The sequence below is a fragment of the Klebsiella sp. KP20-425-1 genome (assembly GCF_025813515.1).
In the GTDB taxonomy this organism is placed as follows: domain Bacteria; phylum Pseudomonadota; class Gammaproteobacteria; order Enterobacterales; family Enterobacteriaceae; genus Klebsiella; species Klebsiella pneumoniae.
In genome coordinates this window covers 1-17,467 of the sequence record NZ_CP109615.1, presented here as the reverse complement: position 1 = coordinate 17,467, position 17,467 = coordinate 1, and the positions used below count along the sequence as shown (strand labels likewise).

The 17,467-nt window shown below is 54.9% G+C and carries 9 protein-coding genes and 3 pseudogenes; 7 read left to right on the top strand and 5 right to left on the bottom strand.

All coding sequences use genetic code 11. The features are described 5' to 3' along the window. Positions 1-46: 46 nt before the first annotated feature. The 3 genes and pseudogenes from OHJ17_RS25585 to OHJ17_RS25575 form a co-directional block, all read right to left on the bottom strand. On the bottom strand, positions 47-472 hold the full coding sequence (locus OHJ17_RS25585; RefSeq protein WP_013213989.1) for an antirestriction protein: 426 nt from the start codon (positions 470-472) through the stop codon (positions 47-49). A 110-nt stretch (positions 473-582) separates the two neighbouring features. Continuing rightward, on the bottom strand, positions 583-861 hold the full coding sequence (locus OHJ17_RS25580) for a hypothetical protein (protein WP_013213990.1): 279 nt from the start codon (positions 859-861) through the stop codon (positions 583-585). 533 nt (positions 862-1,394) lie between these two features. Beyond that, positions 1,395-2,012: pseudogene (locus OHJ17_RS25575) on the bottom strand (replication protein); the annotation flags it as partial. A gap of 378 nt (positions 2,013-2,390) precedes the next feature. Here OHJ17_RS25575 and OHJ17_RS25570 point away from each other — a divergent pair. Genes OHJ17_RS25570 through OHJ17_RS25540 form a run of 7 tightly spaced genes read left to right on the top strand, consistent with a single transcriptional unit; the run spans position 2,391 to position 14,954 of the window. Then, complete coding sequence (locus OHJ17_RS25570) at positions 2,391-4,508, top strand: DUF499 domain-containing protein (protein ID WP_088903447.1); 2,118 nt, start codon at positions 2,391-2,393, stop codon at positions 4,506-4,508. After that, positions 4,508-5,527, top strand: coding sequence for a hypothetical protein (locus tag OHJ17_RS25565; protein ID WP_040227127.1), 1,020 nt, complete (start codon positions 4,508-4,510; stop codon positions 5,525-5,527). Before OHJ17_RS25570 ends, OHJ17_RS25565 begins: the two co-directional genes overlap by 1 nt. A gap of 6 nt (positions 5,528-5,533) precedes the next feature. Continuing rightward, on the top strand, positions 5,534-6,610 hold the full coding sequence (locus OHJ17_RS25560) for an SIR2 family protein (RefSeq protein ID WP_040228241.1): 1,077 nt from the start codon (positions 5,534-5,536) through the stop codon (positions 6,608-6,610). Positions 6,611-6,617: 7 nt separating this feature from the next. Then, positions 6,618-8,411: an ATP-binding protein gene (locus tag OHJ17_RS25555; RefSeq protein WP_064176592.1), complete on the top strand. Its 1,794-nt coding sequence runs from the start codon at positions 6,618-6,620 to the stop codon at positions 8,409-8,411. Between the two features lie 10 nt (positions 8,412-8,421). Then, positions 8,422-11,637 carry a DUF1156 domain-containing protein gene (locus OHJ17_RS25550; RefSeq protein ID WP_040228246.1) on the top strand — a complete coding sequence of 1,072 codons (3,216 nt, stop codon included), beginning with the start codon at positions 8,422-8,424 and terminating at the stop codon, positions 11,635-11,637. After that, entirely contained in the window at positions 11,637-12,137 is a 501-nt protein-coding gene (locus tag OHJ17_RS25545; protein WP_040228248.1) for a hypothetical protein, read from the top strand. Before OHJ17_RS25550 ends, OHJ17_RS25545 begins: the two co-directional genes overlap by 1 nt. A gap of 9 nt (positions 12,138-12,146) precedes the next feature. Continuing rightward, positions 12,147-14,954: a DEAD/DEAH box helicase gene (locus tag OHJ17_RS25540; protein WP_040228250.1), complete on the top strand. Its 2,808-nt coding sequence runs from the start codon at positions 12,147-12,149 to the stop codon at positions 14,952-14,954. A gap of 329 nt (positions 14,955-15,283) precedes the next feature. On the opposite strand, the pseudogene OHJ17_RS25535 reads toward OHJ17_RS25540, so the two are convergent. Together OHJ17_RS25535 and repA are read right to left on the bottom strand one after the other, a co-directional pair. After that, positions 15,284-15,463: pseudogene (locus tag OHJ17_RS25535) on the bottom strand (SOS response-associated peptidase); the annotation flags it as partial. 987 nt (positions 15,464-16,450) lie between these two features. After that, positions 16,451-17,441 (bottom strand): annotated as a pseudogene (repA, locus tag OHJ17_RS25530) (plasmid replication initiator RepA); the annotation flags it as partial. Positions 17,442-17,467 lie beyond the last annotated feature (26 nt).

Here is a 17,467-nt window from a genome sequence, read left to right as displayed (position 1 = left end):
ATGCACCTCCTTTAAGAGCCCCGGCCATCACCGGGGCTTTCTGTTGCTAGTCTATTGCGGCCAAGATGGCCTCTTTTTCGTCATGCTCACAAGCCCAATCCCGCAAGCTGTGATACAGCCTTGAAAACCGCTCCTGGTCAGCGCCTTCTGTGTGAAATGACAGATGGCTATAGAGGTAGAGGCAAGCGGTAATCCCGGCAGCATCGGCGCTCATTTGGCCACTAAAGTAGTTCATGGCCTCGATGTTCAGCATTTCATCACGACGCCCAGGAGCCATATAAAAGCCGCCGTTCGACAGCTCCCACATAAGCCAATAAGCCCCGCGATACTCGCGGCAGAGCCCTTTCATTTGCTGGTAAAGCATCGACTCGAAAACCACATAGAAACGGCCTACATAGCGGGGCATTGCAGCCATACGGCGAGGGGTGGCGACCAGGGAGCAGATCAGGGGATTAAGTTCTGTTTGCATCATCGGAGTTCTCCGGTATTGACCGTGGCGGGTGCCCGGCCTTCTGAGATATATAATAGGCCATTTTGGCCTATTGTGTCAAGCGGGTACAATAAAAAATAGGCCAAATCGGCCTACTTTTTTTCTCTCCAACTGAGCCACATTTTATTCAGCTCCAGGCTGCGGGCTGGCCAATCTGGCAGATTCACCGCATGGGCGCGGTAGTTGATCCGAGTATTCAGAGTGCAACGGGGAAAGGGGTTGGCCACCTTGCAGTAACGATAAAACAGACCGACGAGGCGAGCACCGTAACGATCACGCTCCCAGGTCAAAACGTTGTGCATATGCTCGCGGCGTTCGCGTATCCATTCTCGATAGAGTTGGTGAAAGGTGCGGTTAGCTGTGTGGATCATCGGAGTTCTCCGGTATTGACCGTGGCGGGTGCCCGGTCTTCTTAATTAAGATTATAGGCCAAAATGGCCTACTATGGCAAGAAAAAGCGCGCTCTACGTTAAAAAAATCACGTAGTCGCGGGGGATTGCCGCCAAGATTTCGCATAGCGTCGCCTGATTTCGTACGTACGAAATGGGCCACCTGGTCGAGCTGCTGCCGATGCCTGGTGAGTTGGCCACCTGGTTGATTTCCTTCTGGCGTCCAGATCTGAACTTGGCCACCTGGTCGAGCTGCTGCCGGTGCCTGGTAAGTTGGCCACCTGGTTGATTTCCTTCTGGCGTCCAGATCTGAACTTGGCCACCCGGTCGAGCTGCTGCCGGTGCCTGGTAAGTTGGCCACCTGGTCGAACTGCTGCCGGATCTAAAGGTGGAATATTAAGCAGGTAGTGATAGACTGAGATCCAGCATGGCTATACGCCTGCTAACCCCTCAAAAGAAAGCAGCCTCTAGGGCTGCCATCCGTTACGAAATCTCACTCACTTTGAAATAGCCATCTAAACGGCTTTACACCTGGCCGCCTGAAGGGCAACCGCTGAGGCTTCGCCATTAGTAATAGGGGAGGGACTTGTCTCACTGTTTTGTTGAGGTGAAGGCTTGCCCAGGCGATACCATTTAGCCCGGCTCATGCCCATAGCTTCCCAGGGCTTTTGCCTGCTCAATGAGTTGGCTTCATAGGCTTCACGCTCAAGCTGGCCAGCGGCGCGGCGACGTTCTTCATCACGCAGTCTATCGCGCTCTCTGCGGCGCTTCTGAGCCTCGTCAGTGCTGATAATCGTCTTCAGTTGCTCTTGTTCTTGCTGTGAGATCTGGAATAGGTTGATCAGCGTGTCGTTTTTGGGCGTGTATAGCGGTGCAAACGACTTTCCGCCGAACTCGACACGTTCCCCAGCCTCATAGGATTTCGCCTTGCTGTAGAGCGTCATAAGCTCTTTGGAGCGGTAAGACCAACGAGTATCCAGCTCGGAGGAAAGAGCGGCGGCCTCATGGTACATCTGGGCGCTGTTTGTTGCCCCGGAGAGAAGGAGAAAGTTAAGACGCCAGAAAAGATGCCTCATTCGCTCGCCTTCGTTGATTCCACCTCTGAGCTGGCCCAACTTGCGTAGGTCTTCCAGGGGGAACCGCAGAATTCGGAAAAAATCGTACGCTAAGCTAAGGAAGGTCTGAAAAAGCCCCCGCTCGAGAAATGCATCCCAGCAACCATGCGGGTTACAGAGCGGTGATTTCGCGAAACATGGGCTTTTTCAGAGCTTCCTTAGCGTTACGATAAAGCTAGCATGGAAACGATAGGTGCAAGCAAGTTAAGGGTTGCATCGCGCATGTCAATCTAGGCTATGCCTCAACCGGGCGTCAGGCACCCCACCTATGTTGCGTCAGATTAGGATCGTTTTTCGCCTTTTCTGACGATCTGCGCTCGGCCTCTCAGGCTTCAACCTGACAGATCAACCGCTAGCGTGCTTTATTTTCCGAATTCTGAGACGACCCCTGATTTGTTGGTGCTCGTGATATCCGTGCGCAATGGCGGCAGCGATGCCTACCAGCAGGTTCACCGCGTCAACCCGGTGGCCATCGACTTCAAGGCGGGGGGTAATGCCGAGCGTATACAGCAGGATCGGCGCCGGATGTTGTTGCACCGTCTGTTCGACAACCGCTTGCAGATTGCCGATGGCACCATTGAATCACTAGTTGCCCAGCACGTCTCAGAATACTTCCGCCTGCTTGATGTGCCGCCCGCCGAGCAGGATCGCAAGCGTCGCGAGTTCACCGAGTCTTGGCCTTATGCACCGCACCTGTTACGTCTGCTTGAGGAACAGGTGCTGATCGCCACTGACGCGCAGGAAACGCGCGACATGATTCGCATCTTGGCTAATCTTTACAAGAGCCGTGGCGAAGCCGTGCCTGTGCTCACCGCCGCCGACTTCCGGCTGGATGACGATGCATCGGGCATCGGCGCACTGCTGGATTCGGTTTCTAATGAGCACCATCGCACCCTGCGAGAAAAAGCGCAGCACAACATCATCTCGGTGACCGAGGCGGTATACAACCACGCCAACCTTGCACCACACCTGCAAGAGATCGTGGGGGCACTGTGGCTGCGGTCGATTGCCGTCGGCAACCTCGCGGGAGCCGATCCCGCCACGCTGCAGGTGGACATCACTCGAAACAAGCCTGTGGATGGCAATGCTTTCCAGGTCGAGCTGGCAACGATTGTCGAGAACAGCTTCAACATCCATCAGGATGGCCCGCGTATGGTCTTTCGTGAGGAAGAAAACCCTCGTGCCAAATTGATGGTTTGTGCCCGTAACGACAAGCTATTTACCGATGGCTCCGATCTGGCACAGTTGGCCAAACAGGCTCGCTATGTCATCGGCGGCAGCGATGAGGTCGCAAAAAATTTCCGCGTGATTGCACTGCCTAGATCTTGGCAGACAGACCCATGGACATCACTAGATGAAGCCGAGCAGCCAGAGCGCTGGGATGACCGTTTGCCTGTCCTGGTACTGCCGGAAGAACCGGAAAAAATCGATCAGACACTGGGCCGTTGGCTCAAAGATCACCTGCAAAAGCGCCGCAATACAGTTCGCTTCCTGTTGCCCCGATCTGGTTCCACCAATGCATTCCTGGATCGCGATCTGCTCATCCTCGCGCGCGCTGAAATGAAGGCGCAGGAATGGAGCGGCCATAATTCCACAAATCCGGCGGAATACAAAAAGCTCCACAAAGAGTTCGAAGGCACCCTGCGTGACAACCTGAAGAAGCGCTTTGACCGTTTCGCTGTCTTGCACCGCTACGATCACCAAAACCCGCAGCAATCTCTATTCAGTGTCGAGCACTTGAAAAAGCAAGGTGCACAAATTCCCGAGGGCATCGAGGAAACGCTGACCAACGATCTCTTCGTGCCCGAAGACTTCGAAGAGCTCGTGCTCGAAGCGGCATCTGAGAACGCATCCCTCGGCAAGCTGCTGCGCGAACTGCAGGAGCCACGCCCGGCAGGCCAGGATTGCATCCCTTGGCTGGGCGAAACTGCGATGAAGGAGCGCATCCTCCGTCTGTGCGCGCGCGGCAAGATCGCCATCAACCTGCGTAATCTGGAGCATCTGCAAACCCACGCAGGCGAGGACGAGGAATCTGCGTGGCGGCGCTTGCGGCCCAAACTCTCCTATACCGGGCGTCAGCTTGATGAAGTGTTCCTTATGGAACCCTCGGCTGTGCCTGCCACTGGCGGCACTACTCCACCCGTGCCGCAGCCACCTGCAGGCACCCCCAATAATGGATCGGGCGGCGATATCTTTGGCGGTGGCACGACCACACCACCCGCACCTGTTGGTGGCGATAACACTCCCGGCACCGGTACGTCGCAGAATGGAGGTGACATTTTTGGTGGCGGCACAAGCAGCACCACCAAACCGCGCATCCCGCTCTCTAACCCGCCAACCTCGCCGCTAAACCTGATCGGCAAGCTCGAAGGCTGGGGTATTGGCCCGGCCACGCCTGTGGCAGAAGTCTCAATCAAGGTGTCTGCCGCCACCGGCGCGCAGCTCAAGGAACTGCTCAAGAAGCTGCCCGATGGCATGACTTTCGAGCTGAGTCTTGAGAAGGAGGACAACTGATGGCGCTTGATGCAGGAATATTGCAGCGTCTGACTCAAGGCACCGCAGCGGATGCGTGGAGTTTCATCATCGAACGCACGCTCGATATCGCCTCACGACCATTGGCCGAGGGCAATGCCCCGGGCGAGGTCGTAAAGCGCGACCGCGAGATCGGCGAGCTCGATCTGTTCCTTGCGTCCAGTGGTTGGGATCTGTGGCGATGCTTCGGACAATCCGAGATCAGCGGCGTGGAACGCACCTCAGACCGTCTTGCGCGTTGGTGGGCCGAGCCGAGTTATGGCAACAGTGCTGCCCGCGCCGTGCTGGTTCTGGATGCCCTGAGCCTGCGCGAACTGCCTTGGTTGCTGCAGGGAGCGAAAGAACGTGGATTCACCCTGCAGGGCGTCACAGCGACCGCCTCCGAATTACCCGGCGAAACCAACGAGTTTGCCCGAGCGCTGGGCTTGTCCAGCCGAAGCCAGTTGCAGGCCAACGGCGGTGGATTGGCACACAAACTTCAACCCGCGCAGACCGAAACCATCGATCTGCCGTGGAAGGATTGCGAAGGTTTGGTGGGCAGTGCATCTGGCGCGAAGAACTGGGTGTTCTGGCATCACTGGCCAGACGCCAAGCTGCACGACTACGGCGCAGGCCAAGGTCTGGAGCTGCTGACCAAGGATGCTGCGCAGCAACTTTCTAGTGACGACTTTTGGGCCTTTGTTGAGCGCCTCGCCACTGGGCGGCGCTTGGTCATTACCTCGGATCACGGCTACGCCGCCACGGGTTACTTCCCCGATGCCGATGGTGAGGTTGTCGCCCACCTCAAGCAAACGTTCTCAAGCGGGCGTAGCAAGGCTGGTAACGGTGACACTGGCCCCTTTGTGCCTCCCGTTGCGTTGCAAATTGACAGTCCGCACGGTGCGCACCTGTTGGCGCTGGGCCGCAGAAAGTGGCGCAGTCAGGGCGGTTACCCGACATTGACGCACGGCGGCCTCTCGCTGCTGGAAGTGCTGTCGCCCTTCGTTGAACTATCGAAGTAGGTAGATATGACAGCCGCCGACTTGCCAGACGATTTTTTCGCAGATATCCAAGGGTTTTTTCGCAAAACCCCGGTGCTGCTTGTCGGCTCTGGCTTTTCCTGCGGCTATGGCCTTCCCGGCATGGGTGCCTTGGCGGAGCACTTGGCAACCGCTGTGCACGATGCTCTGTCCACCGATGGGGCAAGGAATACCTGGGCGCAATCAGTCGACGCAATCAAGGCAAATCTCGAAGCTGGGCTGAATGGCATTCCGCTTGGCATGGCGGAATGGGGAGAGATCGTGTCAGCCCTACGCGGAGAAACCGCGAAGTTGATTCTTGATAGAGCCATCGCCGCAGAGGCAAAAATTCTTGGCGAAAAGGTTGCCGGTGGTCATGCGCCGTCACGCCTCCTGAATCGTTTGTTTAGTGGCTCACCGCAGAACACGGACAGCATCCATGTCATTACGACTAACTACGATACGTTGTTGGAATTGTTTTGCGATCTCGCGGAAATCCCTCTGGACACAGGATTCACAGGGTTCCGTCGGCGTAAGCCGCGCCCCCGGCCACTCTTCCAGACGCAATACAGCCGTGTTCTGGTGGCCGAGAAACGCCAGCAGCAGGTCGATCACCGCATCTGTAAAACAGTTCGTCTGTATAAGCCTCATGGCTCAATCAGTTGGCTGACAACGGATGAGGGGCCAGTGGAAGTTCTCAACGATGTTTCCGTCGCGGAACGAGCCATCGTTGTGCCCGGCCCCTCGAAGTACCAAGACGCATTGGTCAATATCTTGTTTGACGAAATGCGTACAGCGATGAATGCGGCGCTTGCTGATGCTCAGGCGCTGTTATGTATCGGGTTTGGCTTCAACGACGATCATTTGCAAGGCGTCATCAAGCGCCGCCTGGCCGCAGGCATGCCCGCAATCATTGTCACGCGCAACCCGACTCCGAACATTGAACAACTACTTGGCGAACACCCTCACGTGATTGCCGTGTTCAAAGATGGGGACGGGGCCGTTTGTCGCTGGAAAGGGAATGCACTGCGGTCACCAGAGCCGCTCTGGCAGCTAGATGACTTTTTGAAAAAATTTGTGGAGTGAGGCGAGGATGAGCATTTTCAATTTCACCGACGAGCAGTCATTGGGCGAAGTCCGCAGTGTTGAAACCTCGCGGATCACCGTGCGGGTGACGGATGGCCAACGCCTGCAAAAGGCGCGCGTCGGTCGATTGGTTGCCATCCAGTCGATGGGCGATGAATGGCTGATCGGCATCATCGAACGAGTTTGGCGGCATCCGGTGGAGCTGCCGACGCTACCTGAAGTTGATCCGCCAGCGGATCTGGCTGGCGTGCCTCAAGAGGAAAACGGCGTGTCGATCAGCTTGGTCGGCACCTATCGTGCTCGGGATGGGCAGCGCAAGGACACCTTCACACGTGCCGTTTTCATCCTGCCGGAGATCAACCGGCCCGTGTTTCCCATTGAAGAAAAGTCGCTCGAAGACTTCATGGGGATTTTGAGCGCTTCATCCAAGGCGGATGCGGCAGCCCCACTCAAGGTCGGTACCTATACCTTGGATGGCAAGGCCAGTGCCTACATCGATGGCGACAAGCTTTTCCAGCGCCATGCCGCGCTGCTGGGCAGCACGGGCTCGGGAAAATCTTTCACCGTCGCCTCCATCCTTGAGCAGTCCGCACAACTGCCTCACGCGAATATCGTCGTGCTCGATTTGCATGGCGAGTATTCGAGCATGAAATTCGCCTCGCATTACCGCATCGCAGGCATTGGCGATATCAAGACCAAGAAAGACGGCGCGATCTTCCTGCCTTTCTGGCTGCTGACATATGACGAGATGCAATCCGTTTTTGTGGATCGCTCCGGTGACAATGCGCCCAATCAGGCGCTTGCCCTGATGGATTCGGTCGTTGAAATGAAACGCGCTGCCATCAATGCGCTAGGCAAGCCGGAGTTGCTGGAAGGGTTTACGGTCGACACACCGGTTCCCTACAAGTTGAATGACTTGGTGGAATCCCTCGACCGAAAAAACGACGAGGTCATTCCCACAGGCGAGGAATACGTCAGCGGTGCGAAGAAGGGACAGCCCAAAACCGAAAAAGGCCCGTTGAACGGCAAGCTCTCTCGCTTCCTCATTCGCTTGAAAACCAAAATGAACGACCGCCGCTATGCGTTCATGTATCAGGCACCGGAGGACTACGAGACCTACGAGGCACTACACGATCTCGCCAAGAAACTGCTCGGTACAGGCAACGTCAACGATGGCGTCAATCCGGGCATCAAAATCATCGACTTTTCCGAGGTGCCCTCGGACATCTTGCCAGTGGTTGTGGGCTTGGTCGGGCGGCTGATCTACCAAATCCAGTTCTGGAGCAGCCCGGGCGAAGACGGCGATGCGCGCCACCCGATTGTCATCGTTTGCGATGAGGCGCATCTCTACCTGCCAAGCAGCGCCGCCTCCACTGGCCCGCTGGAAAAGCGCGCCTTGGAAAACTACGAGCGCATCGCCAAAGAGGGCCGCAAGTACGGAGTTGGGCTGATGGTGGTCAGTCAGCGCCCCTCGGATGTCAGCACGACCATTCTCAGCCAGTGCAGCAACATCATCAGCCTGCGCCTGGCCAACAAGACCGACCAGGCGGTGGTCAAGCAGCTCTTGCCAGAAAGCCTGGAGGGGCTGATGGAGGTGCTGCCGACGCTGGACGTAGGCGAGGCTGTAGTGGTTGGCGACGCCACCCTGCTGCCGACCCGCATCAAGATGGCCAAGCCAAAACATGAACCGCGCAGTGCAACGATCCCCTTCTGGACCCGCTGGGCCACGCCCAAGGCCGAAGTCGATTTGGTTGCCGCCGTAGAAAACATGCGCCGCCAATCCCGCGCACAAGAAGATTAAGGAAGCTTGAATGGCCACCAAAAAAGAACTACTGGCGCAAGAAGTCGCCAAAGCCGTCGGCGCAGGCAAGACGGTCGCGCTTGAAACTGTCGATTTCAACGATCCGAATCGTCCCAAGACTTGCCTGGAGGTGGACTTCCCGATCCTGCCCGTCAATCAGGTGGCGATCATCGAAGGCAACGCGGGCAAGCCGATTTACCAGATGTCGAAGTGGTGGGCGCGGCGGCGCTCCAGCGTGTTCCGCTCAATGTTGATCGCGGCGGCGACCAAAGCCCCGGAAGACAAATCGCACGCAGCCAAGCTAGTGTGGGACAACTACTATGCCAATCACCAGAAAAAAGGTGCGTTCAAGGACCTGAAGGTGGCCGACATCTTCATGGGCGGCGGCACCACACTGGTGGAAGGCTCGCGCCTTGGAATGCAGATGGTCGGCAACGACCTGAATCCCGTCGCGTGGTTTGTGGTCAAGCAGGAACTGGCCAATGTCGATCTAGAGCAAGTGAAAAAGCTGCTGGCCGACATTGAGGCCGAGGTCAAGCCGCAGATCATGCCGTACTACTACTGCGATGGCCCGGAAGGTGAGAAAGGCTCGTGGACGCACTTACCGACCAAGAAGGTGATGCCCGCCGATTTCGACCCGCTGACCATCCCTCGTGACGAGCGCAAGGATTACCGTTACGAAGGCCCGGAGATTATCTACACATTCTGGGCCAAGCACGGCCCTTGTCAGGTAACGGGCTGCGGTCACCGCACGCCGATCATGACAAGCCCGGTGATGGCGGTGAAAACGCTCAGCGTCAAACACTGGGAGCATTCGTGCAGTAAGTGCGGCGGCGACTTCCATGTTGAGGAAGATATGGCGCGGATGGCCCCAGATGCGCCACTGTATGTGGCACCTTCCGAACATCCGTTTTCTGTGCTCGACCGCCGGAAGGGCGTGATCTGCCCGCATTGTGGCCATACGGCGATGGTTAACCTCGGCAAGGGCAAGAACAAGAAGGTGGAACTGAGCCTGCTGGTGCATCCGCAATGGCTGGCGGGTTCGCCTAAGCAGGATACGAATAGCCAGCCTTACGGCGGCTCGGCGCAGGATGATGTGGCTGCAACCACGCGGTGGGACAATGAACGCGCATCCAAGATTCGGCTGCTGGAGGTGCGCGGCGCGCTGCCGGAGGAAGTGACGTGCCCAGAAACAAAGGTCATTTTTGCTCCGCAAAATGGCACGGTACCGAAAAAATCCCATTACGTCTGCGCAGCCTGCGGCACAACTCAGGACGTACTGACCACCATCAAAGCCACAGGCAAGACCGGGCCTATGGCTGCCTATGCGGTACATGGTTACGCCCCCAAGCGCGATGCCGCAGGCAAACCCTATAGTGGGCGTTTTTTCGCCGCATATGATGCAATTCACGCATGCCAATACGATGCCGCGCTCGTTGAATGGGAAGCACGAAAGGATACCGATCTCAAAGACTATTGGCCTCGTTCAGAGGTGCCTTTCGGTTTCATGACACACATGAATAACGGCGGCATTCCAAACCACGGCTATACGCACTGGTGGACGATGTTCAACCCTCGTCAGTTGCTGGCACAAGCCCAGCTGCTGAGAGGAATTCTCACCATTGGCGATTACCCTTGGAGTGTTAGAGAGGCTCTTCTAGGTGCTTTCCAGCAGAGTATTCGCTATAGAAATATGTTCTGTTTCTGGGATATCAATTATGACAAGTTGGTGCCCCACATGAGTAATAACAACTATCACCCCAAGACAAATGTTGTCGAAGGGTCTTGCTTCGGTATTATGGGTAGTGGGCGCTGGTCATCTTGTGCTGATGGTGTCATAGAAGGGATTGAATGGGGTAAGAATCCTTACGAACTTGTCAGTCCCCAATCTGTATCTCGGGTTCGCAGTGATGGTGTTGAAAAATCAAGTAGCGAAAAGGTATTCCCCGGTGATGCAGTTGTAGACGTGGAAGTGCATCAGGGCTCGTCTACAGATCTGTCACAACTTGAAAGCGGTAGCCTAGATCTGGTGATTACCGATCCTCCGTTCGGTGGCTTACTGCACTATTCGGAGCTGTCCGATTTCTTCTACGTATGGCTTCGCCTGGCGCTCAAGAACAAATACCCAGCAATCTTTGGCTCCGAGTACACCCCAAAGTCTCTGGAGGCAGTAGCCAATCGGGCTCGCGAGCCGGAAGATCCAGATGGTTTCTATCAGCGGCTGCTTACCCAGTGCTGGCGTGAGGCGCATCGACTCTTGAAGCCCGGTGGTATCTTGGCTTTCACCTTCCACCATAGTGCGGATGAGCCTTGGGTGGCGGTATTGGAGTCGCTGTTCGATGCCGGGTATTACCTTGAAGCAACTTACCCAATTCGCTCGGATGAGACAAAAGGTGATGGAGCAAAGCCAGGTACCTTCGGTTCTCAAACTATCGAATACGACATCATCCATGTCTGCCGCAAGCGCACGGAAGAGCCAAAGCCGGTGAGTTGGGGGCGGATGCGTCGTGAGGTGATGGCTGATGTGCGTCAATTGCAAGGAATGTTGGAGAATCATGCTCAATCAGGTTTGCCCGCTGCAGATATTCAGGTTATTCGCCGTGGTAAAGCATTGGAATACTTCTCTCGCCATTACGGCAAAGTGTACGTTGATGAAGGGCGTACGATTTCAGTTAGGGAGGCTCTGGTTGGTATTAACCAACTGATTGATGAGGATGCAGATAAAGGCAACGAAGCACCACCAGTGAACGCTGAGCCCATGACCCGACAATTTTTGCGCACTTTTGGTTCGGTTAACGAGATGAAGCGCGATCAATTGCAAAAGTATTTGCGTGGAACTGTGACTACCCCAGATGATTTTGTTCAGCGTAACTGGTGTTCGGAGGCGAAGAAGGTTTTCACTCGGACTAATCCACTCGATTTTTCCCGTGATTGGCAACGAAAACATCGACGTAAGCTAACCTCCGATCTCGACCAAGCGCTGGTATTGATCGGAGCGTGCTTTGATGGCAGTGGAATTAGTGCCTCGGATACGCTGAATAACGATAATTTCAAGCCGCATGTTGCGCTGCGTTCACTGCTGGAATGGTTGCACCGTAATGGTCCGGATCAAGCTACCCGCAATGCAGCGTCCCTCGCAGTCCATATTTACCGAAATTGGCAGGCAAGTTTGGCACCATTACCGGTGCAGGGCTCCTTATTTGACGATGATGAGGAGTGGGCATAATGCGACAGACTGTAGATACCGTGTGGCAACGACGAGGCACCAGTTGGTTGTGGGACGAAGAGGCTCGCAATCAAGTCTGTGTCGCAAGTGAGGTCTGGAGTTTGCGGCAGTTTCTACAATCGCAAGGACGTTGGCCCGATGATCTCCCTAGCAATGACAACCAGACATTAGTTGTCGCCGGGCTTGATGGTTGTCTCGATCTGTTAGCTCCTGAACAGGGAGAAATCTGGCTGGGAGAAACGATTAAAAGCGCCATTCTCTCGTTTCAGGATTATTACGGTGGTGAAGCTGCGTTGATCTTCTGGTTACCTCAAGGTCACAGTCGACTTAAACAACTGGTTACTAATGATGCTGTTTTATGGTTATGCGAGGCGCCTTATCGTGAGAATCAGATTGATTTTGGTCGCCTGCTATGGGGGGAGGCTAATGAGTATCCACAGGAAATTTTGCTGCGTGAAGGCGCCAAAGTAGCTGGACTGTTTCATTTACGAATTACCTGAGGTCGACGAGTGGAAGCGGATGCATTGTTTCAACCAGGTGAGCGGATTATTCACCATGAGTTCGGGCAGGGGGTGGTGCTTGATCCTGTGCGAGATGGTTACCTGCGCGCTTTCTTTGGGGTTGGTGAACGCCGCGTACCTGTTGGCGCTGTGCGGCGCCAGCTCTCACGCACCGAGCGCATCCTGCGTGCCGTTGATGGCGGCGCAGATCGGGCGCGCAAAGCGTGGTTGTCCTATGAGGCCCATGCGTTGCCCGTCATGGAAAGTGCATCGGCACTGACTTCCGCAAAGATTGACCTGCTGCCGCACCAGGTGGTGCTGACGCACCGGATTGCGACAGCATCCCCCCGACGCTATCTGATCGCTGATGAGGTGGGGTTGGGCAAAACCATTGAAACAGCTTTGATTTTGCGTGAGTTGGCCAGCAGAGGGGAGCTGAATCGCGCACTGATGGTGGTACCTGCAGGGTTAGTGAATAACTGGCACCGGGAGCTGAACGAGGTATTCAACCTCGATTTTGAAGTGTTCGGTTCTGAGGGCGACATAACTGACCGTAAAACCAATGCATTTGCCAAGCACGATCGATTGATTGCGAGCATCGATACACTCAAACGTCCGGCGCGTATTAAACGCTTGCTGGATGCTCCTCGGTGGGATCTGGTGGTTTTTGATGAGGCTCATCATCTGACGGCTTCTCGAACGGGTGGTAAGGTCCGGAAGACGGAGAATTACAAGCTCGCCGAGGCGCTGAAAGATCACTCTCGTGACCTGATGTTGTTATCGGCCACGCCGCATCAGGGCAATCACTTTCAGTTCTGGATGCTGGCGCAGCTCCTGAACCCCACTTTGTTTGGTAGCCCAGAGGAAATGCTGGAGAACCGCCACCGTCTCAATACTGTGATGTTTCGCCGGACCAAGGCGGATGCTTGCCAACCAGATGGTTCACCACTGTTTGCTCGTCGCTGGGTTCATACCGAGTCGTTCCTTATGAATGAGGATGAGCGGCTGTTTTACGAGAGGTTGCGCGAGTATCTGGAGGATGGTTTTGACTTGGCTCGTCGTCAAGGAAACCAGGGGCGCGCGCTGGGCTTTTTGATGGCCATTTTCCAGAAGATAGCAGCATCAAGCTTCGCGGCTGTACGCCGAACGCTCAAGCGTCGTCTGCTTATGTTGACCCTCCACGAGGCATTACTGCGCGATAAAGATCTTGATATTGAAGGGCGTGAACGTCTGACTGAAGAAGCTCGAGTTTTGATTCATGAAGAATATGCTCTGCCTTACGACAGCATTGGGCGTAGCGAAGTGGATCGAGTGTTGGCCGATCTCAAGTTCCGTTTGGTCAAAAAGCTTGATGCAGAGGCGCTTGAGATGGCCTCCGATCCTTATGGCAGTGAATACTTGGCAACCAATGCCGAAGAAGCTGCGTCGGCTGTTGTGGAGCTTCACTTGCCAGAAGAGCGTTTGCGAATTGGCGATCTTCTCAATGTGTTTCCGCAGCAGCGTGAAACTAAGGCGCAGAAGCTGCTTGATGGTCTGGGTTATTTATGGCGGCAAAATGCCAGCGAGAAGATCGTTATCTTCGCCACCTATCTTGGGACTGTCGATCTAATTGCTCGCGAGATTGAACAGGCGTATCCAGGACAGGGAGTGGTGGTTTTGCGTGGTGGCGATCATGGAGCCAAGCTGGCGGCAGAACGGAAATTCCGCTTGAAGAATGGGCCGCGTGTTCTGGTTTGTACTGCAGCTGGCCGTGAAGGTTTGAATCTGCAATTTGCGCGCATCCTGTTCAATTTCGATCTGCCATGGAACCCGATGGATGTGGAACAGCGTATCGGGCGTATTCATCGCTATGGTCAAAACCACACGGCGCAGGTCTACAACCTCGTTCTCTCCGATACCATCGAAGGGCGAATTTTCTTGATGCTTGATGAAAAGCTGACGGAAATAGCCAAGACAGTCGGTAAGGTTGACGATCAAGGTAACGTAGCTGAAGACCTGCGTGCACAGATTCTTGGTCAGCTATCTGAGCGTCTAAATTATGACCGACTCTACCAAGAAGCTTTGTCAGACCCTGAATTGAAACGAACACAAGTGGAACTTGAGGCTGCGCTCTCAAATTCACGGGAAGCTCGACAGGTTGTTTTTGACCTATTCCAAGACCTTGATGGTTTCAGTCTTGATGACTACAAACCATTTTCCGATGTTTCATCTAGTCTGGATCGGCTGGTACGCTTCCTTTCGGCAGCGGTGGCAGATCGTCAGCAACGCTTGGTCAAGATCGACAACGAGACCTATGACTTAGTGACTATTGATGGGTCGAGTCAACAACGATTCACATTGAACCGAGATTTAGCGACAAGCAGCGATAACTTGGAGTTGATGGGCTTGGATCACCCTCTGGTTCAGGAAGAGCTTGGCCGCTGGCGCAGTGTTCCGCCTGAGGAAATTGGCATTGCCGTTTCTGGCGACTTAGATACCCCTGTTCTGCTCTCTCTGTGGATGGTCGAAGCTTCTTCTGGCAATGGTGAACGTCGAGTCGTGGTTCAGCCGATTGCCGTTAAGCAAGATGGTACACGAGTTCCGGTGGTTGAGCGGCAGGTTGAGCAATATCTGCAGGCACCGGTAACATTATCGAAGTTTGCGCTCGAACAACGGCAGGAAATATTCACGCATGTTATTGAGCCGACTCTGCAGCGGGAACTGAAACATAAGGGGGCCGCCAATGGGGATGGTAGTTACTCTGCAGAGCTAATTGGCTATGTCGAGATCATGAACCAGGGGGCACAGGTCAGTCCAGCCTTTGCTTCCGAAATTTGATCTGGATGACTGCATCGAATTAACTCAAGGCATTGAACAAAATGGTCAGACGTGGGAGCGCCGTTCGGCTCACATAGATCATCGCGAGCTTCGTTCTCGTGTGTTGGAGATAAATCCGAGAGCAGACCTGAGAGCGCATGAAGTGTTTAATCGTCACATCTAGGCATGGCTTACTGAATTGGTATCCCACTTTTTTACTCTATGCTTTCTCGTTATCGGTGCTGGATTTGCAGTTTGGTATCCAACTTTATTTTTATAATGCTGTTTTTCATGTCGTAGAATGCGGCTTAGAGGCGGATCAGGTATCCAACTTTATTACTCGTATACAAGTGAACCGGATCGAGCTGCAGCTGTTCGTCGCGTTCGCTCAGAAGTAACACCCTGGTACCCGGGGCGACGTTATAGCGACCGATGGGTTCCGGGTCGTAGGCAATATTTCGATCGGCTTTATTGGCGAAGAGAGAAAGATACTCTTCCCGCGTTAATGACTGAGAAAAACGTCCGCACATGGTTACCTCCAGTGGCCAGACTGAAAGTATAGAAGATGTGATCGATGTGGATCTGGAGTCAGGATGCCGCTTCAGCGGCATAGAGGCGCCAGCAGTAGTTGAATGGAGTACCGAGGGCAAATGGCGCCGTAGCCCGGCGCAGCCGGCTGCTGTTTTGACAGGTTCTGCCAATCCCTTCCCCCGCCCTGATAAGCCATACCCGCTTAAAACATCACAGACGCCTCTGTACGCGGTCGGAGTGGTCACGACAAGGCGACAGCCGCAGTCGGGGCGTATCTCCGCGTTAGCGGGCCGGAGGGCCGCTTACGAGCGTGTACCAGACAACTGACCGCAGCTCCACCCACAGCGATGAAAAGAGTAGTTACAACACCCATCATTAAAAGCGATGTCTTCCCCGGCCTTTGGCCGGGGGCGGCGGCGCTTTTCAGTGGTGGGGAGGGGGCACATATGTTGTTGAAGCGTCAGCGTTCTCCGGTGGTGGGAGGCGAGGTTTCTGCGGTGTTCTGAGTGGTATGTGCGGTGCTGAGGATTGCGCTGGTGCGGTTCACGGGGAATCTAACCGGATGATGTAACTAAATTATGTGTTGTGCCTATGCCCGCCGCATAGCGGCGGGAGGCACTTCTGGTTCTGAGCGACGTGGACGCTTGCGGCCGCTGTAAGCGAAGGCCTTTTTGATTTATTCACAATGGTGTTCAGAGACAAAAGATCTCCCTGCTGCTTGCAATGCAGGGGATAAAAATACTGGGTTAAGACTGTATTGCGGGTTTCCTGTTATTTATTTGCAGATTCTCTCATTTATCTATTTGCGGATTTTTGTGGATAACTGATCACGTGGGGGCGTTTGATGGCCAGCATGCCGGCGAAATCATCAGGGAAAGAGAAAAACTCAGGCGGGAAAAGGAAGGAAAGACAAAAATGGCCAAAAAATACCAGCACAAAAAGCCCCGGAGGGGCTATTTTTTTACAAATTTTGGCTGGCCGGACTAATGCGGCGCTGGATGGCTCAGCGAGAGTTCCAGCTGATAGAGATGCTGTACCGCCAGCTGCTCAAGCTTGTTCTCAGAATAGCCATAGAGCTCGTCTGCCGGCAGCGTCTTCTTCAGCCAGCAGGTCATCTCATAGACCTGGCGGTCCCGGGGCATTCTGGCCAGGCGGTTGGCGCGTTTGCGTGCCGCGCCTTGTGCACGACGATACTGCAGGGCCTCACGACTACGCTGCTCATACCAGCGCTTACGCGCCTTATGGACAGAAATATCCTCATGCTCGCCTAACATGCCCTCTTTAATGAGTGCCTGACGTTCCTCGCTTTCGCGCAGTTTCTTCTGCTGCTGCTCCTGCAGCTTCATCAAATCAACGCCCAGCATCCTGAAGCCGGCGGCGGTGATCCACACGTACTTTGGCAGACGTTTACGGGACTCCCGATCCCAGGCGGTTTCTTCTGACACCCCCAGGACACCAAAGCGGACCTGCTCGGCTATCAGCGCCGAAACCCGGCGAATGGTCACTTCAGTTTCCGGAATGACTTTACCTTTGCCGTCTTTCGGACTGAGCTCTCTGGCCAGCCTGGACACGCACATCCCTACCGTGTGTTTACCGGCATCACAGAAGCTGACCAGCACCGGCCACAGCGCATCGAGGAGACGCTGTTTTTCAGGACGGAAAGCATATTTTCGCCCGGCGCGCTGACGTTCCCGGACATAGAATGGGTGCAGGGACATATGCATGCGCAGGCTGTGTTGCCCCGTGAGCGGATCTTTCTTCACCAGACGGTTATAGGCGTGGCCAAGCTGGCCACCGAGCGCCTTATAGTGAGATGGCCGGAACCAGGACGGGTTTTCGCATTTGGGTTTGGTGGAGTGCTCACCACGACGACGACGGGTACGCTTCTTTTCCGGGGAAACCAGAAAAGATTCAACGTGGCCATCTTCAACGCCCTGCCAGAAACGGATCTGTTCTTCCGTATCCAGCTGACTCCAGTGTTGCGGATTGTGCTGTTCAGTCAC